Genomic DNA, 15,187 nt, shown 5'->3' with positions numbered 1-15,187 from the left:
GCGGGATGTCCTTTATATCGGGCAAAAACGGAAAAATGAGCAAGTGGAGGGGAGCGCTGGTGATGAATCACACGAATTTCAATGAAATGGCTGGCCGTCTGATGGTGGCACTGGATTACTCTGGAGCGGAAGAAGCGAAAGCATTGGTACAAGCCCTTGAAGGTATTCCCTGTTATCTGAAGGTGGGCATGCAGCTGTTCTACGCAGCAGGACCGGACTTTATTCGGGAGCTGAAATCCAAAGGCTACTCCGTTTTTCTGGATGTGAAAATGCATGACATTCCCAACACCGTTCGTGGCGGAGCTGAGAGTATCACACGTCTGGGTGTAGACATGTTCAATGTACATGCAGCAGGTGGAGCCCTCATGATGCGTGCTGCACGTGAAGGGGCTGATGCAGCTATAGTTGCTGATCCTTCTCTACAGAGACCTGAGATCATTGCAGTCACACAACTGACCAGTACAAGTCTGGAAACGATGAATAACGAGATTGGCATCCCGGGAAGTGTGGAAGCTGCTGTGGTCCGTTATGCAGGACTAGCCCAAGAGGCCGGACTGGATGGGGTTGTTGCTTCCCCGCTGGAAGTGCCCGCAATTCGGGCAGCGTGTGGCAGTGCTTTTCATACCGTTACACCAGGAATTCGTCCAGCGGGTAGCGGTCTGGGAGATCAGACACGCGTCTTGACGCCGGGTGAAGCCATCGCCAGAGGCAGTCATTACATTGTAGTAGGCAGACCCATTACAGGCGCTCCCAATCCGCGTGAAGCGGCAGAAACCATTTTGAAGGAGATGTTGAACGCATGATCGAACTAAATGAGATTCCAAATCATATTGCTTCCCAACTGTTGAAAATTAAAGCCGTGGCGTTACGTCCACAGCAGCCATTTACATGGACATCCGGCATCAAATCACCGATATACTGCGATAACCGCTTAACGATGTCCTATCCCGAGATTCGCAACGATATCGCTGAAGCCTTTGCAACAATCATTCGTAACCAATACCCGGATGCAGAAGTCATTGCAGGTACGGCAACCGCAGGTATCCCGCATGCTGCCTGGGTGGCTCAGAAGCTGGATCTGCCGATGGCCTACATTCGTGATAAAGCGAAAGGACACGGCAAGGAGAACTTGATCGAAGGTCTGATTACCGAAGGACAGAAAGTGGTTGTCATTGAAGATCTGATCTCTACAGGTGGCAGTTCGATCAAAGCAGCCGAAGCTGTACGTGTAGCAGGTGCAACACCGCTCGCCGTACTTGCCATTTTTAGCTACCAGCTGGATAAAGGTGTGAAAGCATTCGAAGACGCAGGAATTCCACTTCAGACGTTGTCTAATTACACGGCGCTGATGGATGTGGCTTTGGCTCAGGGAACGATTCAGGAGAGTGATTTTGAATTGCTCAAATCCTGGCGTGAAGATCCTTCTTCATTTGGTAAATAATATCATTGATAGCTCGAAAAAATGTTCAGGAATGAACGGTATCAAAATTGTAATGATTGCCGTCATAGCGGCAAAACCATCGAATATGCAAGAGGCATCCCGCACTTTGGGGTGCTTTTTTCGTTTGTTCATCAAAATATTAACTTTTTCCCGCTACCGTTGTAAAAAGCTTGTAACTTTTAGTTGGGATCGGTCGTTTATAATTCAGTGTAGGATGGAACAGATTTCTAATTTTAGGTTTTTTGAAGAAATGAACGGGATTTCAAGAAAGGATGAGCGTGATTGCTGGCATGAAGAATTTATTTCTCAGAAAAAGACCTGCCAAGAGCCAGTCAGGCGATGAACATCAACAGGGGGAAACACCGTTGGAGGCATCGACGGAGTCGGGGGAAAATACATACAACAATGAACATGATTACCCGACGAGTGAAACTCCGTTACCTGAAAGTGAAATCGCTTCAGATGAAGTGGCTGCAGCTGCTGTCACTACCGTTGATGAACCCCAGAAGAAGATCAAACCAAAGAAGGATATGCTGCCTCCATATGATGGACCTGTACTGGAGGTGCGTAACGTGCATCGCAGTTTCCAGACAGGCAGTCGCATTATCCATGTGCTCAAAGGCATTGATATGGAAGTGAATCCGCAACAACTGGTCATGCTGAAGGGGCGATCGGGCTCAGGCAAAACAACACTGCTGAATATGCTCGGTGGACTGGATCAGCCTTCAAGTGGAGACATTCTGTTCTCTGGTCAGCCTCTTCAGGATTGGGGAGACCGGCGGCGGACCGCTTTGCGGCGCAAAGAGATCGGTTTTATTTTCCAGGCGTATGCACTCATGCCCTTATTATCTGCTTGGGAAAATGTAGAACTGTCGCTGCGAATGGCGGACGTTCCGCGAGCGGAGTGGAAGGACAGGGTTGGTCACTGTCTGGATCTGGTTGGACTATCCAAACGGGTGAAGCACCGACCTTTCGAGATGTCCGGGGGAGAGCAACAGCGGGTGGCTATAGCCAAGGCGATTGCCCATAGACCCAGATTGTTGCTTGCGGATGAACCTACAGCGGAACTGGATTCCAAGATGGGCGCTCAGGTCATGGCCGTATTCCGCAATATTATTGAAGTAGAACAAGTAACAATATGTATGACTACACACGATCCTACAATTTTGGAGGTTGCGGACCATGTTTATGAAATGGCGGACGGCAGATTTATCAGGTAAAGAGGCCGCTCCGAAGAGGGGGAAACGCGCAGCGATTATTGTACTCGGTGCGATAATGGTTGCAACGATGTCCGGCTGCTCATTGCTGCCGTCAGAAACAGAGGAAGAAGTACTTCCGCCTATTACACCACCAACGATCTCCAAGAAACCGGAATATGAAGTCCGGACGGAAACGTTGGAGAAAAAAGTAAGTGGTAGTGGCAAGATGATGAGTCAGCGGGAAGAGAAGGTGTACTTCACGCTTGATGGCATGCATATCAAAGAGTTAAATGTTAAACCAGGGGATAAAGTGAAAAAGGGTCAACTTCTTGCTGTGCTCGATGTGGAGAGTGTAGAGAAGGAAATCCGTGGCAAGAAACTGGCTATTCGCAAATCCGAAGTTCAAATGAAGGAAACACTCCGCAAGAAGGATGAGATGGACCCGGTAGAGTTCGAAGAATCAACGATTGCGTTTGAAGAACTACGCCAGGAACTCGCTGATCTGGAGGAACAACTGGGCAAAGCCACGTTGACCGCTCCGTTTGGCGGCACCGTTATTGCTGTGCAGGTAGAGAAGGGTGCAGCTGTGAAAGCGTATGATCCGATTGCTACGATTGCGGATACATCGAATCTGGTTGTGGCTGCAACCTTTGCCAAGGAAGATCTGGAGAAGTTCTCAGCGGGTATGAAGGCAGAAGTAGATATTAATGGAGCCGGTAAAGTCGCTGGCAAAATTAAAGTCATGCCTATCGCGGAAGCATCGGGAAGCGGCAGTGGCGAAGGAACGGGGGAAGGCGGGACACCTCCAACCAAGGAAACGCTGGATAAGTATGTTATCGTTACACTTGCAAAAATGCCAAAAGGCGTGGAACGTGGCACACCACTATCGGTCTCGATTGTAACGCAGCGTACCGAGAACGCGATTGTGATTCCTGTATCCGCTTTACGCTCCATCGGTTCAAGAACGTATGTACAAGTCGTGGAGAGTGATGGCAGCAAGCGTGAAGTGGACGTTGAAGTTGGACAGCAGACATCGACAGATGTCGAGATTCTGAAAGGTCTGACCGTAGGTCAGAAAGTAGTGGGACGCTAATGGGGCTGCCATTGCTTCGGCTGCTGTTCCGCAAAATGTGGAACACCCGCTGGATGACCTTCAGCACACTGATCGGATTGATTGTGGCGGTAGCGTTCACCGTCAGTATTCCAATGTATGCCGATGGTGCGTTGAAACGGGTCGTCGCGCAAACGCTGCAGGATAACAGTGAAGGGTTGCCAGCTGGTTCGTTGCTTATGAGTTATCAGGCACCCGGTGGCGTGAAGACAGACACACGGGGTCTGGATGAAGTAGATCGTTATATTCGTGAGGATGTTCCTCGCGACATCGGGTTTCCTTTTCATACGTATGTGAATTCGAGATCCATTCGCAGCACAGAGGTGAGCCCGGAAGATCCAACCAAAGTGGATGCCAGCAGGGCGCGCAGTATGAGTCTGGGTACGATGAGTGGGCTGGATGCACAGGTGAATTACTCTGCCGGGGTGAAACCTGGAAACCAGGTCAAAGATGACATGATCGAGGCAGTCATGTTGGAAGAGGGAATGTACCGTAACGACCTGCATATCGGTGACATTCTGGAATATCCGGTGTATAGCGGTCTTGATATCACGTTACGTGTGAAGATTACGGGTTCCTTCAAGGCAGATGATCCGAACAGCCCTTACTGGGTACAAGGATTTGACGGCATGATGAATGGACTTTATGTGGATGAATCGGTTTTTAATGATGTTTTACTGAAGGAAAAAGGGATTCCACTTCAAAATTCACGTTGGTATTATGCCTTTGATCTGAAAGAAATTCAAACCAGCCAGTTATCAGGTCTGACTTCCATGCTGGAAAGGCTGGATATCGATCTGTACCAGCGGCTGAAAGATACAAAAGTGGACATCACCTTTGGTGATCTGCTCAAGCAGTTCCGCAGTCAGAGTCTGCAGTTGCAGACGATGTTGTTTACCTTGGCAGCACCGATGATTGCGATGGTCTTTTATTTTATTGCGATGAACGCCAGACAGTCATTACAAAAGCAAGAGAGTGATATTGCGGTATTGCGTAGCCGTGGAGCTTCAGCTCGGCAGATCTTCTCTCTCTACCTGCTTGAAGGCATATTTCTGGGCGCTATTGCGCTGGTTATTGGGCCGTTGCTTGGTTGGTTCATGGCCAAGAGTATCGGTTCAGCAAGTGGCTTTCTCTCGTTCGTAGATCGGAAGTCTATTCCGATCGGTGTATCAAAAGAAGCTATTCTCCTGGGCGTAGCAGCGGTCCTTGTTGCGATCATCGCATCACTTATCCCTGCGATAACCTATGCACGGGCAACCATTGTATCTGCCAAACGGCGGCAAGCACGGACAGACCGTGCTCCAGTATGGCAGCGCTGGTTCCTGGACGTTGTGTTGCTGGGTCTGGCCGGATATGGATACTACCTGTTCTATGAACGTCAGATGTTGACCTTCCAGACCGGAATGACAACGGATCAGTTGCAGGTACAGCCGTTTCTGTTTTTTGTACCCGCACTCGCGATCTTTGCGCTCGGACTATTCTTCCTGCGCTTGTTCCCGTGGATATTAAAGCTTATTCAGTTGATCGGTCGCAAGTTTCTCCCGGTCCCGTTGTATCTGACATTAACACAATTATCGCGTTCATCTTCTTCATATTATCCGCTGATGATCCTCCTTGTACTGACACTGGGACTTGGGGTGTACAACTCGGCTGCGGCTCGGACAATTGATCTGAATTCCACTGAGCGTACCTTGTACCGTTATGGTTCTGATGTGATTATGCAGACTGTGTGGGAAGGAACACCTGAGGTTAAACCCGGTGGTTCCGGACAGAACGGCGGTACGGGTGGAGGTCAACAAGGTGGTGGCAATGGAGGAGGAGGTTCTGCTGGTGGTGGTTCCGGCGGAGGCAACGGCGGTGGTGGTGCTCCAGGTGGTGGCGGCGGTTCTTCGCAGCCATCCAAAGTCATCTACTCCGAACCTCCATTCGAAGTGTTCCGCAGATTAGACGGAGTTGAACATGCAGCACGCGTGCTGCAGACCAAAGGCAATATTATCGTCTCTGGTAAATCGGGCGGACAGGGGATGCTGGTCGGAATTGATAATGTGGATTTTGCTCAAGTGGCATGGTTCCGCAACGATCTGTTCCCGGCACATCCCTACAAGTACCTTGACTTGCTTGGTAAATATGAAGGGGCTGTATTGATCTCTTCCAAATTTGCTGACAAGTTCAAACTCAAAACTGGAGATCTCGTCTCCATGGGTGTACAGGGACAGGCGATTGAATTCGTAGTCTTTGGGATCATTCCTTACTGGCCCGCCCAGTATCCGGATCAGATGCCATTTTTCGTGGCGAATCTGGATTATATCTATGATCAGGTACCTTTGATTCCTTATGAGGTGTGGCTGAAAATGGAACCGGATGCCAAAGTGGCTCCACTAATGGGGAAACTCGCAGCAGAAGGCATTGAGTTATCATCTGTACGTGACGTACGTACTGAATTGGTATCTCAGGCTAAACATCCGTCAAGAGGTGGCGTATTCGGGATACTGAGCCTTGGATTCCTGGTATCGGTTATTATCTCGTTGATCGGATACGTGCTGTACTGGTTCTTCAACCTTTCCGGACGTGTTGTGCAGTTTGGTGTATTACGAGCCATGGGGTTATCACGCGCACAACTGAGCGGTATGCTGCTGCTGGAGCAGGTGTTCACAGCGGGGTTATCGATCCTGCTAGGTATTGGGATTGGTCAGGTATCCAGTCGTTTATTCCTGCCATTCCTGCAAACGACGGATAATGTATCTGCTCAGGTACCTCCGTTCCGGATTGTGTTTGAACAGCAAGATATGTTGCAACTGTATGGGGTCACCGTGGTGATGCTGGTCATTGGTGCAACGATGTTGCTCTGGCAGATTCGCAGGCTGCGGGTTCACCAGGCGGTCAAAATGGGAGAGGAGAGGTAAACGTGATCCAATGCGAAGGACTTGTCAAAATTTTTAAATCCAGCGATGTGGAAGTCGTTGCCCTTCAGGGTCTCAACCTGACTGTCAATCAAGGTGAAATGATGGCCATCATCGGGAACAGCGGTAGCGGTAAATCCACGCTGCTGAATATTCTGGGCGGACTTGATCGTCCTACAGCTGGTACGGCTGTTGTGGGAGACTGGGATTTGCTGAAAATGACAGATGCCCAATTGGTCGAATACAAACGTCACACGGTAGGTTTTATCTGGCAAAATAACGGTCGTAACTTGCTGCCTTATCTCACTGCACTGGAAAATGTGGAGACTCCCATGATTCTGGGAGGCAAGCGTGATCGTGCTTACGCGAAACAGTTGCTCGAATGGGTTGGTCTCAAGGATCGGATGCATAACAAATTGCATCAATTGTCAGGAGGAGAGCAGCAACGGGTAGCGATTGCGATCTCATTATCCAATCGTCCCAAAATTCTGCTTGCAGATGAACCTACCGGTTCGGTCGATTCCGAGACATGTGATACAATCATGGGCATTTTCCGAAGAATGAACAAGGAACTCGGCGTTACGATTGTCATCGTTACCCATGACTTGACGCTTGCTGGCAAGGTAGACCGGATCGTAGCGATCCGGGACGGCTTGACCAGTACCGAGTTTGTGAAGCGCAACCCGAATCTGGATGATGAACACAGCTTGTCCGAGGCGGGTATGCCGGACATTCACGAAGCATTTGTCATTATTGACCGTGCAGGGCGACTTCAGGTGCCTAAAGAGTATCTGGAGGCCTTATCCATTGATAACCGGGCTACATTGGAATTTGACGGTGAACGCATTGTTATTACACCGCCAAGATAATTAAGAGGGGGAACTGGGATATGAAGAACAGTATGTGGGGAAAACGTGTTTTAGCCGTCATGGCTACAGCAACGCTGGCAATGCCGCTGATTGCCGGTTGTACGGCAAGTGAGGCCAAGGATACGGAGCAGCGCGTATTGCGTGTGGCTACGATGTGGGGCGGACAGGATGACAGTTACTTCCGTCAGCAATTTACCGATGCTTTTGAACTGACACACCCCAATGTAACGATCGAGATTGTTGCTGCCGTTGATCAGAGCAGCATGTATGGGTACGGTAACACAGAAGAACAGCAGGAAGCTCCGGATACGATGGAAAGTCTGAAGAAGATTATGACTGGGGATAATCCGGTTGACGTCATCGTGGCGGATACCTCTACAGTCAAATCATTAATTCAGGAGAATCTGGTCAAACAGCTGGACCCATTGATGCAGGAAGACAAGTTTGATACCAGTGATATTGTGCCTAGTGTGCTGGAGGGAATTAAGGACCTTGGGGACCAGAGCATCTATGCATTGACACCAACGTTTTCCTCCTCGGCTTTGTTCTATAACAAGGGTATGTTTGAAAAAGCAGGCGTTGAACCACCAACGGACAATATGACTTGGGACGATATTTTCAATCTGGGTACCCGACTTACAAAAGGTGAAGGTAAAGATCACGTATTTGGTTTCACCTTCACGACATATCAGGGTGGTTCGCCGTACTACTCCATGCAGCAGTACTACAGCTCGTTGCAACTGAAGACGTTTGATGACAAAGCAGAGAAGATGACAGTAGATTCTCCTCAATGGGAGAAAGTGTGGAGCACCATCAGCAAACTTGCGATTGACAAAGTTATTCCTAAAGGCGACGAACCGCAGGATCAGAATCCGAGTGGACGTTATGATCCAGTACAGGGTGACCTGTTCCTGAGCGGCAAGGCAGCCATGGCTATTGGTGATTACAGCTATATTAATCAATTAATTGATGCTAATAAAAATGCGGATAAAATGAAAGACTTTACGAAAGTGGATTGGGATGTGGTAACACCTCCAGTTCACCCGGAAGCTCCTGAAATTGGAGGCAGCATCTACTTGAGCAACCTCATGGCGATTAATAGTGCGGCTCAGAACCCGGATGATGCGTGGGAACTGATCAAGTACATGAACAGTGAGGACTGGGCTAAGATTAAAGCACGCAGCAGCTATGAGATGGTATCACGGAAGAGTTTCATTAAGCCCAAAGACGGCCTGGATTATAACATTCAAGCATTCTATTCGCTGAAGCCGATTCCGCCAACAAATACCAATCTGGATAAAATGTATCAAAAATCCCCAGGTTTATGGCAAGTCAATGAAAAAGGTATGGAATATTTCAACCAGGTACTAGAGAACAAAAAGACACCAAAAGAAGCACTTGGTGAGTGGGCAGCTAAAGGAAACGAGATGCTGGAGAAATTGAAAAAGGATCCCAAAGCTACGTTTGAATGAGATTTGATGAAGTAGTCACATCATAAGTTAAGGATAGCCGCTGAAGATTTTAATCTTTGGCGGCTATTTTTATGAAAATGGGGTATTCTACAAAAAGCAGGAATAAATGACGACTCCGGAAAGGACGAGCGGTATGCACTGGGTATATTTCAGCAAGTTGTATGCAACCAAATTTCAGGCAGGATGTCTGGCCAAACGTATGGAGCAGGATGGATGGATTTACGGTCATAATGAACCAGCAGAAGTGGAAGTTTATCGATCACGTAAAGGACGTTATGGTGTACGTTTTATTCCCTGACATTACCCCTTGACTTATTGGGATAGAATGGTGTATATTAATTAAGTCGCTGTTTTAATATTTCTTACTGACGCGGGGTGGAGCAGCCCGGTAGCTCGTCGGGCTCATAACCCGAAGGCCGCAGGTTCAAATCCTGCCCCCGCAATTTAGTTTCACTTGGATGATTCACAGCCATCATCTGCACGTTATACATTATGTCTAGGGCCCTTAGCTCAGTTGGTTAGAGCGGTCGGCTCATAACCGATTGGTCACAGGTTCGAGTCCTGTAGGGCCCATACTCTTAAAACCCTTGCCTAGCAAGGGTTTTTTTCTGTCTGCATATAAGCTCTAGAGGAAAAGGTATCTTGTTAATGGTGTCTTTTTAGTATGCCCTTTTTTTCGAATCACGATGTATGTCCATGCCATATCTCAAATCTCGCATATACTACCTTATCCCAACCCATAGGAGGTAGATTTCATGAGTCAATTTCTTGATGCAAGAACATCTCAGAATGCGAGTTTGGCTAACTCTATTGCAATACCAATTCTGGTTATTAATACACCACAATTATTCGGCCAGATTGGTCTGCAAACAGCAGGAGCAGGGGCAAACCCACGGGTACAATTCAAAGGAACGGTGTCTGTGCAACTTCCTTTGGCACTCGTTGGTGTAACCATCACAATTGTTAGGGGGACTTTGTCTACGGACCCTGTGATCTATTCCGCAACGTCTACGTTCAGCTTGAGTGTCCTTGCACCTCAGATTATTACGTTCTCTGCGGATGATTTCAATCCGCCTATCACACCTCAATTGACGTACACTGCATTTATCAGTTCCAACTTGCTCGGTACGATCCGTGTAGGCCCTGAGAACTTTGATGGAGCCGTGTATTCCGACTAATTAAATGAAAGACATCAATTGACCTGCCCTCAAAAGCAGGTTTTTTTCCTGTTGAAGGGGAAAACTGAACTTCATCGAGTAGGTAGGGTTCTATGATATAATGCATTACAGAGATTGAATGATATTGGACATCAGATAAAACGTGAACATCTGAGAAACGTATGAAATTAGTGATAGAAAGCAGGTTTCCGTTTAATGACGTCAAATGAAAGTCAACGTTTTCGTTACAGTGAAGCTCCGGTATGGGATTGGCAGAGAGCTTATTATGAGCAGAAGGGGCTACAAGCTTGGACAGAGAACCAAGTCCCTCAATATATTACCAGTAATCCGTTGATTGCCACGGCGTATGCAGAGATAATCTTTGGTTTTCTTCAGGACCTCTCGAACAAAGGAAAGATCAGCGAGACCGTAACCATTCTTGAACTTGGAGCGGGTGTAGGGCGTTTGGCACACCAAGTTCTCCTGAAACTGCTTGAGTTAAAGGAATTTGCTGGAATACAGTTACCGCCTTTCAGATATGTGATGACGGATCTCGTAGCGGAGAATGTGCTGGGTTGGCAGGAGCATCCATCCATGCAATCCTTTATTCAACAAGGTATAGTGGATTTTGCACGTTTTGACGCTGTAGCGGATACGGAATTGAATCTGGTCGTTGCAGGCACGGTTATTCGGCCCGGTGATCTGAAACAACCGTTGTTGTTGATTGCCAATTACTTTTTTGACAGCATTCCGCAGGAATTAATCTACATTGGGGATGGCGAGATCTATGAGTGCGATCTGCTTGTTCAGTCTCCGGATCGTCGTCTTGATCTTGATCCCGCTGAGATGCTGAAGAACATGACGCTGAGTTATGAGTATCGCCGAGCACCGGAATACAGTGCGGATAACTATCCGTATCAGGAGCTTATTACATTGTACAAAGAGGAACTGGAGGATTCGCACATTCTGTTCCCTGCAATCGGGTTGTCCTGTCTCGAACGGTTGAACAAGCTGTCACAGTCAGGTTATGTGTTGATTACCGCTGATAAAGGGGATCATCGCCTGGATAACTGGAAGTTTGCAGAGCCACCTGAATTTGTTCTTCACGGGAGTTTTTCTCTAACGGCTAACTACCATGCCATTCAATATGTCTTGGAACAACAGGGTGCCCATACACGATTCACAACACATCATTATAAAGATCTGAATGTTGGGTGTATGTTGATGGTGGACGAACCCATCAGTTATGTGAACACACGTCTGGCCTACCATCGATTTGTTGAACGGTTTGGACCGGATGACTTTTTCAGCATGAAACAATGGGTAGACTCTCGAATAGAGAGTATGGAGTTAAAGCATATTTTACCGTTTTGGCGTCTGGGTGGATATGATGCCGAGTTCCTGATCCACAGTGCGACACACATTTCCGGTCTTCTTCCTGATGCAAGTGATGAGGAAATGCTCGATATTCAGTCTGGAATTCATACAATGTGGTCGTCCTACTATGTGATGGAGCAGCAAGGGGGGCTCGCATTTCTGGCAGGGCAGCTATTATATGAGATGTATATGTATGAGGATGCCAAGCGGTTTCTGGAGATATCATTGGTTGCAGATCCGAGTAACCATAATCCAGCGGTCTTATACGATTTGGCTGTGTGCTGTTACGAACTTGAACTGGAAGAAGAAACCCTGTCATATACGCATAAAGTATTGGCTCTGGAACCTGATCATGAAGAGGCAGTAGCGTTGCTCCAGAGTTTCGAGTTGATCTGAACGGAACAATTTAGTTTGTCTCCTGTATGTAAAATGTTGGTTATGGTTGTATATAAAATTGAAACTTATTTGGGGTGTAATCGTATTAATGGGATATTCAACCAATCATCTGTTTAAGCAGAAAAGGAGACAGAGTTATGAAGAAAATGTTATCCGTTGCATTATATCCACTTGCTTGGGTGCTGGGGGCACTGAGTATCTTATCTGGAAATGAAAACAGTGTCCTATTGGTGAAAGATATCGCTACAGATCGAAGCTATGATGGGCAGGCCATCTATGATAGTATTGAACGTAGAAATGCCTAACTACATATCATTCAACTGTAAAGGTAATTGTTTCACCGAGCAATAACATGAGAACCAATTACTCTTGAAGCGAAGTACGGTGAGCAGGAGTTCTGTTCTGTCAGTACAACCTTTAAGCCGGTTTCGTACCTTATTCAGGTATGAACCGGCTTTTATTTATGAATGGGGGATGCCAGATGAAAATTATCATCGGACAACCGAGGCTCGAACAGGATTTGTTGCAGCTTGAAGCCGAACTCAAGCAACATCCTGATGCGGATATATTGTTTTTTCCTGAAGGTTATCTGAACCAGAATGTTGAGGAAGCTTGCAGGTTGGCGGCTGAATATGGGACCATGATTGTATCAGGTCATCGCAGGTTGCACGAACGTCCAAAGGACCGATCGATTATCATCAGTAAGGCTGGAGAGATTGTATTGGAGAAAGCTAAATATACACCTGCTGAGACGGTTGAGGAACAGGGTTTGGTAATAAGCACTTTGTTGTGTGATGAGCTGGTCCTGCAAGGATTTCGCAACGAGAATATAGAAAATGTGGACATTGTGATGCATTCCATTGGTGTGGGCATGTTCAGTGAAGAGCAGTACAGTGAGTGGGTCGAAGAGGCTCGGCAGATCGCCTTGAAGCATCAATGTATTGTCATGGGGACAAGCCATGCGGATGGTTCGTACCGTGATAGCGAGATCTCCATTCCAATCGCCTATTGCATAACACCTGATGGAGAGGTTGTTCTGGCATCCCGAAGTGATACACGTACTCGTACAATCCTTCTGGACAGAGGAAATACAGACCCTTCACCTCAGGAGTCACAAGAAAAACAACTGAAAATTTCCATAGCCCCATCCGGTTAAATTAACGGGTATGAATCCCAGATGAATGGGCTGATGAACTTGCCGATTCGCCCTGTCACTTGCGCGAAATACGCATATGTTATGGCATACCTTGAAATTCAAAGGAGGCCAATCAAATGAGTCAAGTTGGATACGGTTGTGGCAATGTTGGTGGATTCGGCGGCGGATGGACTTCCACAAGTGCAATTCTCGTGCTTTTCATCCTGCTCGTGATCATCACAAAATCTTTCTGGCTGTAAGTCACGTGTAGAAACGTACAAACAGTAGCTCCGCTGAGACTTCAGCGGGGCTTTTCCTATTTATAAGAAGCAACATATGCCATCCATGACATTTGACAACTGAAAACAATGTGCTTAAAATCACATAAGAGACTATTAACAGAGATTGAAGGGATAGCAATGCCGTTTATTCGCTTTAAAGGATTCACAGGTCCTCAGCTAGAGGAAGTTGTACCTCAAATTACAGAGCAGATGGCCCTAATTACTCATATTCCAAGGGAGAGAATGAAGGCAGAGCGTCATGATGTACAAGCGCTAACACCTTCTCCGGCTTCTATAGAGATTTTGATGTTTCAACGTGACCAGGAGATTCATAATCGGATTGCATCGTCGGTGCAAGCTATTTTGGAAGAAGCATACATGCCGGATGTGCATATTTTCTTCAATATATTGTCACCTACTTTGTATTATAAAAAAGGCAAGCCGCTGACAGATTATCGATTGGATTGAGATTGTGAGGGACGAGCAGAATATTGCTCGTCTCTTTTCATTTACATATTTTTCGTATGTTTAGTAATGGGCTGGTTCCTGTGAACCCTGCTCAACGATAATGAGCATATCGCAGACACAATAAACAAGGCTCCACCGATAAGGTATACCCACCGAACGCCTAGTTGATCTGCGACTAGACCAAAGATGACTATGGATACACCCATAACCGTGGATATCAGGACGCCATGGGTGGCGTATACCTTGGTTAGGGATTCGACAGGTAAACTGCTCTGAAGCGCTGTCTGCTGAGCCACATCACGAATCTGATGAACTGGACCCATGAGTATGCATAACACCAGAGCGAGCCATGGCAGGTTGTTTAGACCATAAACGACGGTCAGCAGGCTGAAGAGAAGAGAACCCATGGTTATGCTAGCGATTAGATGCTTCTGAATACGTTTGGCCAGTGCAAGAGCCAGAATACCTCCAAGCATGGTTCCAGCAGCGTAACTCGAGTTCATGAGTCCCCACCAACCTTCTCCTCGTCCCAGAGCTTCTTTTGCAAAGGCTAGCGTAACAGCTCCGATCCAGATGGAACCCGCAAGAGCCTGGGCAATGTCCATAAGCGTAATCAGTCGTAAGGTTGGATTCTTCCAAAGAATACTCCAACCTTCCCTTAATACATTCCGCGATACAGCAGATTTCTGGGGTTGTTCTACATTCCGTGTGAGCGAGCCCATGGCAATCATGAAGATCAGAACGGCCCAGGACAGGCTTGTAGCTGCCCAGAAGGTCTGTGACGCCCCCCAGTTCATCACGGCGAATCCCGTCATGGCGTAACCGACAATGGTTACAGTCTGATTGGAGAAAGATAGCAGGCTATTTGCTTTTATAAGGTCTTCACCTTGAACCAATCGTGGCGTTAAAGTCTTCAGTAACGGAGTTTCCCATCCGTCCAAGAAGGATAGTATGACCACTCCGAGCAATAGAAGCGGCAGTTGTGAAGTTAATTGATTCAACGAAATGGCTATACAGGTCATGATTAATGTTTTGGCTATGGAAATGCTGATCAATAGTCTGGAGAATGGGAAACGGTTCACAAGTAATGGCAAAGTGAAACCTGCTATTATGCGTGTAATGATCTGAATCAGTGGAAACATTGCAGCAGAGAGTACCGATCCAGTGAGACCGTATATAAATGTAGTAATGACCATAATATATATGACATTAATAAGCGAGAGCAGCGTCTTGGCGGCCCAGTACGGATAAAATGCGATGTTCATGCCAATGATGTCCTTTCCGAAACGATATATCTATATTACGGGCATTGTCATCATTGCACCACAAACAAAGTTATCATTTTCCCGTCATTTCACCACAAAAAAACTGCCCAACAGGG

16 protein-coding genes and 2 tRNA genes are annotated in these 15,187 nt (G+C 47.1%); 17 read left to right on the top strand and 1 reads right to left on the bottom strand.

The window, feature by feature from the left end:
- The first annotated feature begins 62 nt into the window (after positions 1–62).
- The 17 genes from pyrF to J2Z28_RS00250 all read left to right on the top strand — a co-directional run bounded on the left by pyrF (position 63) and on the right by J2Z28_RS00250 (position 13,806).
- Entirely contained in the window at positions 63–803 is a 741-nt protein-coding gene (gene pyrF / locus J2Z28_RS00330; protein ID WP_280530791.1) for an orotidine-5'-phosphate decarboxylase, read from the top strand.
- On the top strand, positions 800–1,441 hold the full coding sequence (gene pyrE / locus J2Z28_RS00325; RefSeq protein ID WP_036614805.1) for an orotate phosphoribosyltransferase: 642 nt from the start codon (positions 800–802) through the stop codon (positions 1,439–1,441). The genes pyrF and pyrE overlap by 4 nt, the downstream gene beginning before the upstream one ends.
- Complete coding sequence (locus J2Z28_RS00320) at positions 1,392–1,784, top strand: hypothetical protein (protein WP_211081041.1); 393 nt, start codon at positions 1,392–1,394, stop codon at positions 1,782–1,784. The genes pyrE and J2Z28_RS00320 overlap by 50 nt, the downstream gene beginning before the upstream one ends.
- The gene (locus J2Z28_RS00315; protein WP_211080764.1) at positions 1,714–2,661 is read left to right on the top strand and encodes an ABC transporter ATP-binding protein; all 948 of its coding nucleotides are present in this window, start codon (positions 1,714–1,716) and stop codon (positions 2,659–2,661) included. Before J2Z28_RS00320 ends, J2Z28_RS00315 begins: the two co-directional genes overlap by 71 nt.
- A complete protein-coding gene (locus tag J2Z28_RS00310; protein WP_211080763.1) occupies positions 2,624–3,733 on the top strand; it encodes an efflux RND transporter periplasmic adaptor subunit in 1,110 nt (369 codons plus the stop codon). The genes J2Z28_RS00315 and J2Z28_RS00310 overlap by 38 nt, the downstream gene beginning before the upstream one ends.
- Positions 3,733–6,654 carry an ABC transporter permease gene (locus J2Z28_RS00305; protein ID WP_211080762.1) on the top strand — a complete coding sequence of 974 codons (2,922 nt, stop codon included), beginning with the start codon at positions 3,733–3,735 and terminating at the stop codon, positions 6,652–6,654. Before J2Z28_RS00310 ends, J2Z28_RS00305 begins: the two co-directional genes overlap by 1 nt.
- Before the next feature lie 2 nt (positions 6,655–6,656).
- Positions 6,657–7,520 (top strand): ABC transporter ATP-binding protein, encoded by an 864-nt coding sequence (locus tag J2Z28_RS00300; protein WP_145323112.1) that lies wholly within the window; start codon positions 6,657–6,659, stop codon positions 7,518–7,520.
- A 20-nt stretch (positions 7,521–7,540) separates the two neighbouring features.
- Positions 7,541–8,992 (top strand): ABC transporter substrate-binding protein, encoded by a 1,452-nt coding sequence (locus J2Z28_RS00295; RefSeq protein WP_211080761.1) that lies wholly within the window; start codon positions 7,541–7,543, stop codon positions 8,990–8,992.
- 106 nt (positions 8,993–9,098) lie between these two features.
- Positions 9,099–9,290: a hypothetical protein gene (locus tag J2Z28_RS00290; RefSeq protein WP_047843730.1), complete on the top strand. Its 192-nt coding sequence runs from the start codon at positions 9,099–9,101 to the stop codon at positions 9,288–9,290.
- A 71-nt stretch (positions 9,291–9,361) separates the two neighbouring features.
- Positions 9,362–9,435, top strand: a tRNA-Met gene (locus J2Z28_RS00285).
- Between the two features lie 56 nt (positions 9,436–9,491).
- Positions 9,492–9,565: transfer RNA gene (locus J2Z28_RS00280), tRNA-Ile, on the top strand.
- A gap of 182 nt (positions 9,566–9,747) precedes the next feature.
- On the top strand, positions 9,748–10,170 hold the full coding sequence (locus J2Z28_RS00275; RefSeq protein ID WP_074095832.1) for a hypothetical protein: 423 nt from the start codon (positions 9,748–9,750) through the stop codon (positions 10,168–10,170).
- 195 nt (positions 10,171–10,365) lie between these two features.
- The gene (locus J2Z28_RS00270) at positions 10,366–11,922 is read left to right on the top strand and encodes a tetratricopeptide repeat protein (RefSeq protein ID WP_211080760.1); all 1,557 of its coding nucleotides are present in this window, start codon (positions 10,366–10,368) and stop codon (positions 11,920–11,922) included.
- 137 nt (positions 11,923–12,059) lie between these two features.
- Positions 12,060–12,227 (top strand): hypothetical protein, encoded by a 168-nt coding sequence (locus J2Z28_RS00265; RefSeq protein WP_155985131.1) that lies wholly within the window; start codon positions 12,060–12,062, stop codon positions 12,225–12,227.
- 176 nt (positions 12,228–12,403) lie between these two features.
- Complete coding sequence (locus tag J2Z28_RS00260; protein ID WP_211080759.1) at positions 12,404–13,078, top strand: carbon-nitrogen hydrolase family protein; 675 nt, start codon at positions 12,404–12,406, stop codon at positions 13,076–13,078.
- A 116-nt stretch (positions 13,079–13,194) separates the two neighbouring features.
- The gene (locus tag J2Z28_RS00255; RefSeq protein ID WP_083679583.1) at positions 13,195–13,317 is read left to right on the top strand and encodes a sporulation protein YjcZ; all 123 of its coding nucleotides are present in this window, start codon (positions 13,195–13,197) and stop codon (positions 13,315–13,317) included.
- A 159-nt stretch (positions 13,318–13,476) separates the two neighbouring features.
- The gene (locus tag J2Z28_RS00250) at positions 13,477–13,806 is read left to right on the top strand and encodes a DUF1904 family protein (RefSeq protein WP_036614785.1); all 330 of its coding nucleotides are present in this window, start codon (positions 13,477–13,479) and stop codon (positions 13,804–13,806) included.
- Positions 13,807–13,847: 41 nt separating this feature from the next.
- Here J2Z28_RS00250 and J2Z28_RS00245 read toward each other — a convergent pair whose 3' ends face one another.
- Positions 13,848–15,071 (bottom strand): MFS transporter, encoded by a 1,224-nt coding sequence (locus J2Z28_RS00245; RefSeq protein WP_211080758.1) that lies wholly within the window; start codon positions 15,069–15,071, stop codon positions 13,848–13,850.
- Positions 15,072–15,187: the final 116 nt, after the last annotated feature.

This window comes from Paenibacillus xylanexedens (assembly GCF_017874615.1).
Taxonomy (GTDB): Bacteria; Bacillota; Bacilli; order Paenibacillales; family Paenibacillaceae; genus Paenibacillus; species Paenibacillus xylanexedens.
Note: the sequence above shows the minus strand (reverse complement) of the source record. Positions and strands in the feature narration are given on the sequence as shown.

What these genes read in the sequence shown, in the direction of transcription:
- J2Z28_RS00270 (WP_211080760.1), top strand. Translation starts at nt 10,366, where the DNA reads ATGACGTCAAATGAAAGTCAACGTTTTCGTTACAGTGAAGCTCCGGTA.
- J2Z28_RS00290 (WP_047843730.1), top strand. Translation starts at nt 9,099, where the DNA reads ATGACGACTCCGGAAAGGACGAGCGGTATGCACTGGGTATATTTCAGC.
- J2Z28_RS00260 (WP_211080759.1), top strand. Translation starts at nt 12,404, where the DNA reads ATGAAAATTATCATCGGACAACCGAGGCTCGAACAGGATTTGTTGCAG.
- J2Z28_RS00310 (WP_211080763.1), top strand. Translation starts at nt 2,624, where the DNA reads ATGTTTATGAAATGGCGGACGGCAGATTTATCAGGTAAAGAGGCCGCT.
- J2Z28_RS00295 (WP_211080761.1), top strand. Translation starts at nt 7,541, where the DNA reads ATGAAGAACAGTATGTGGGGAAAACGTGTTTTAGCCGTCATGGCTACA.
- pyrE (WP_036614805.1), top strand. Translation starts at nt 800, where the DNA reads ATGATCGAACTAAATGAGATTCCAAATCATATTGCTTCCCAACTGTTG.
- J2Z28_RS00275 (WP_074095832.1), top strand. Translation starts at nt 9,748, where the DNA reads ATGAGTCAATTTCTTGATGCAAGAACATCTCAGAATGCGAGTTTGGCT.
- J2Z28_RS00265 (WP_155985131.1), top strand. Translation starts at nt 12,060, where the DNA reads ATGAAGAAAATGTTATCCGTTGCATTATATCCACTTGCTTGGGTGCTG.
- pyrF (WP_280530791.1), top strand. Translation starts at nt 63, where the DNA reads ATGAATCACACGAATTTCAATGAAATGGCTGGCCGTCTGATGGTGGCA.
- J2Z28_RS00250 (WP_036614785.1), top strand. Translation starts at nt 13,477, where the DNA reads ATGCCGTTTATTCGCTTTAAAGGATTCACAGGTCCTCAGCTAGAGGAA.
- J2Z28_RS00315 (WP_211080764.1), top strand. Translation starts at nt 1,714, where the DNA reads ATGAGCGTGATTGCTGGCATGAAGAATTTATTTCTCAGAAAAAGACCT.
- J2Z28_RS00305 (WP_211080762.1), top strand. Translation starts at nt 3,733, where the DNA reads ATGGGGCTGCCATTGCTTCGGCTGCTGTTCCGCAAAATGTGGAACACC.
- J2Z28_RS00255 (WP_083679583.1), top strand. Translation starts at nt 13,195, where the DNA reads ATGAGTCAAGTTGGATACGGTTGTGGCAATGTTGGTGGATTCGGCGGC.
- J2Z28_RS00245 (WP_211080758.1), bottom strand. Translation starts at nt 15,071, where the DNA reads ATGAACATCGCATTTTATCCGTACTGGGCCGCCAAGACGCTGCTCTCG.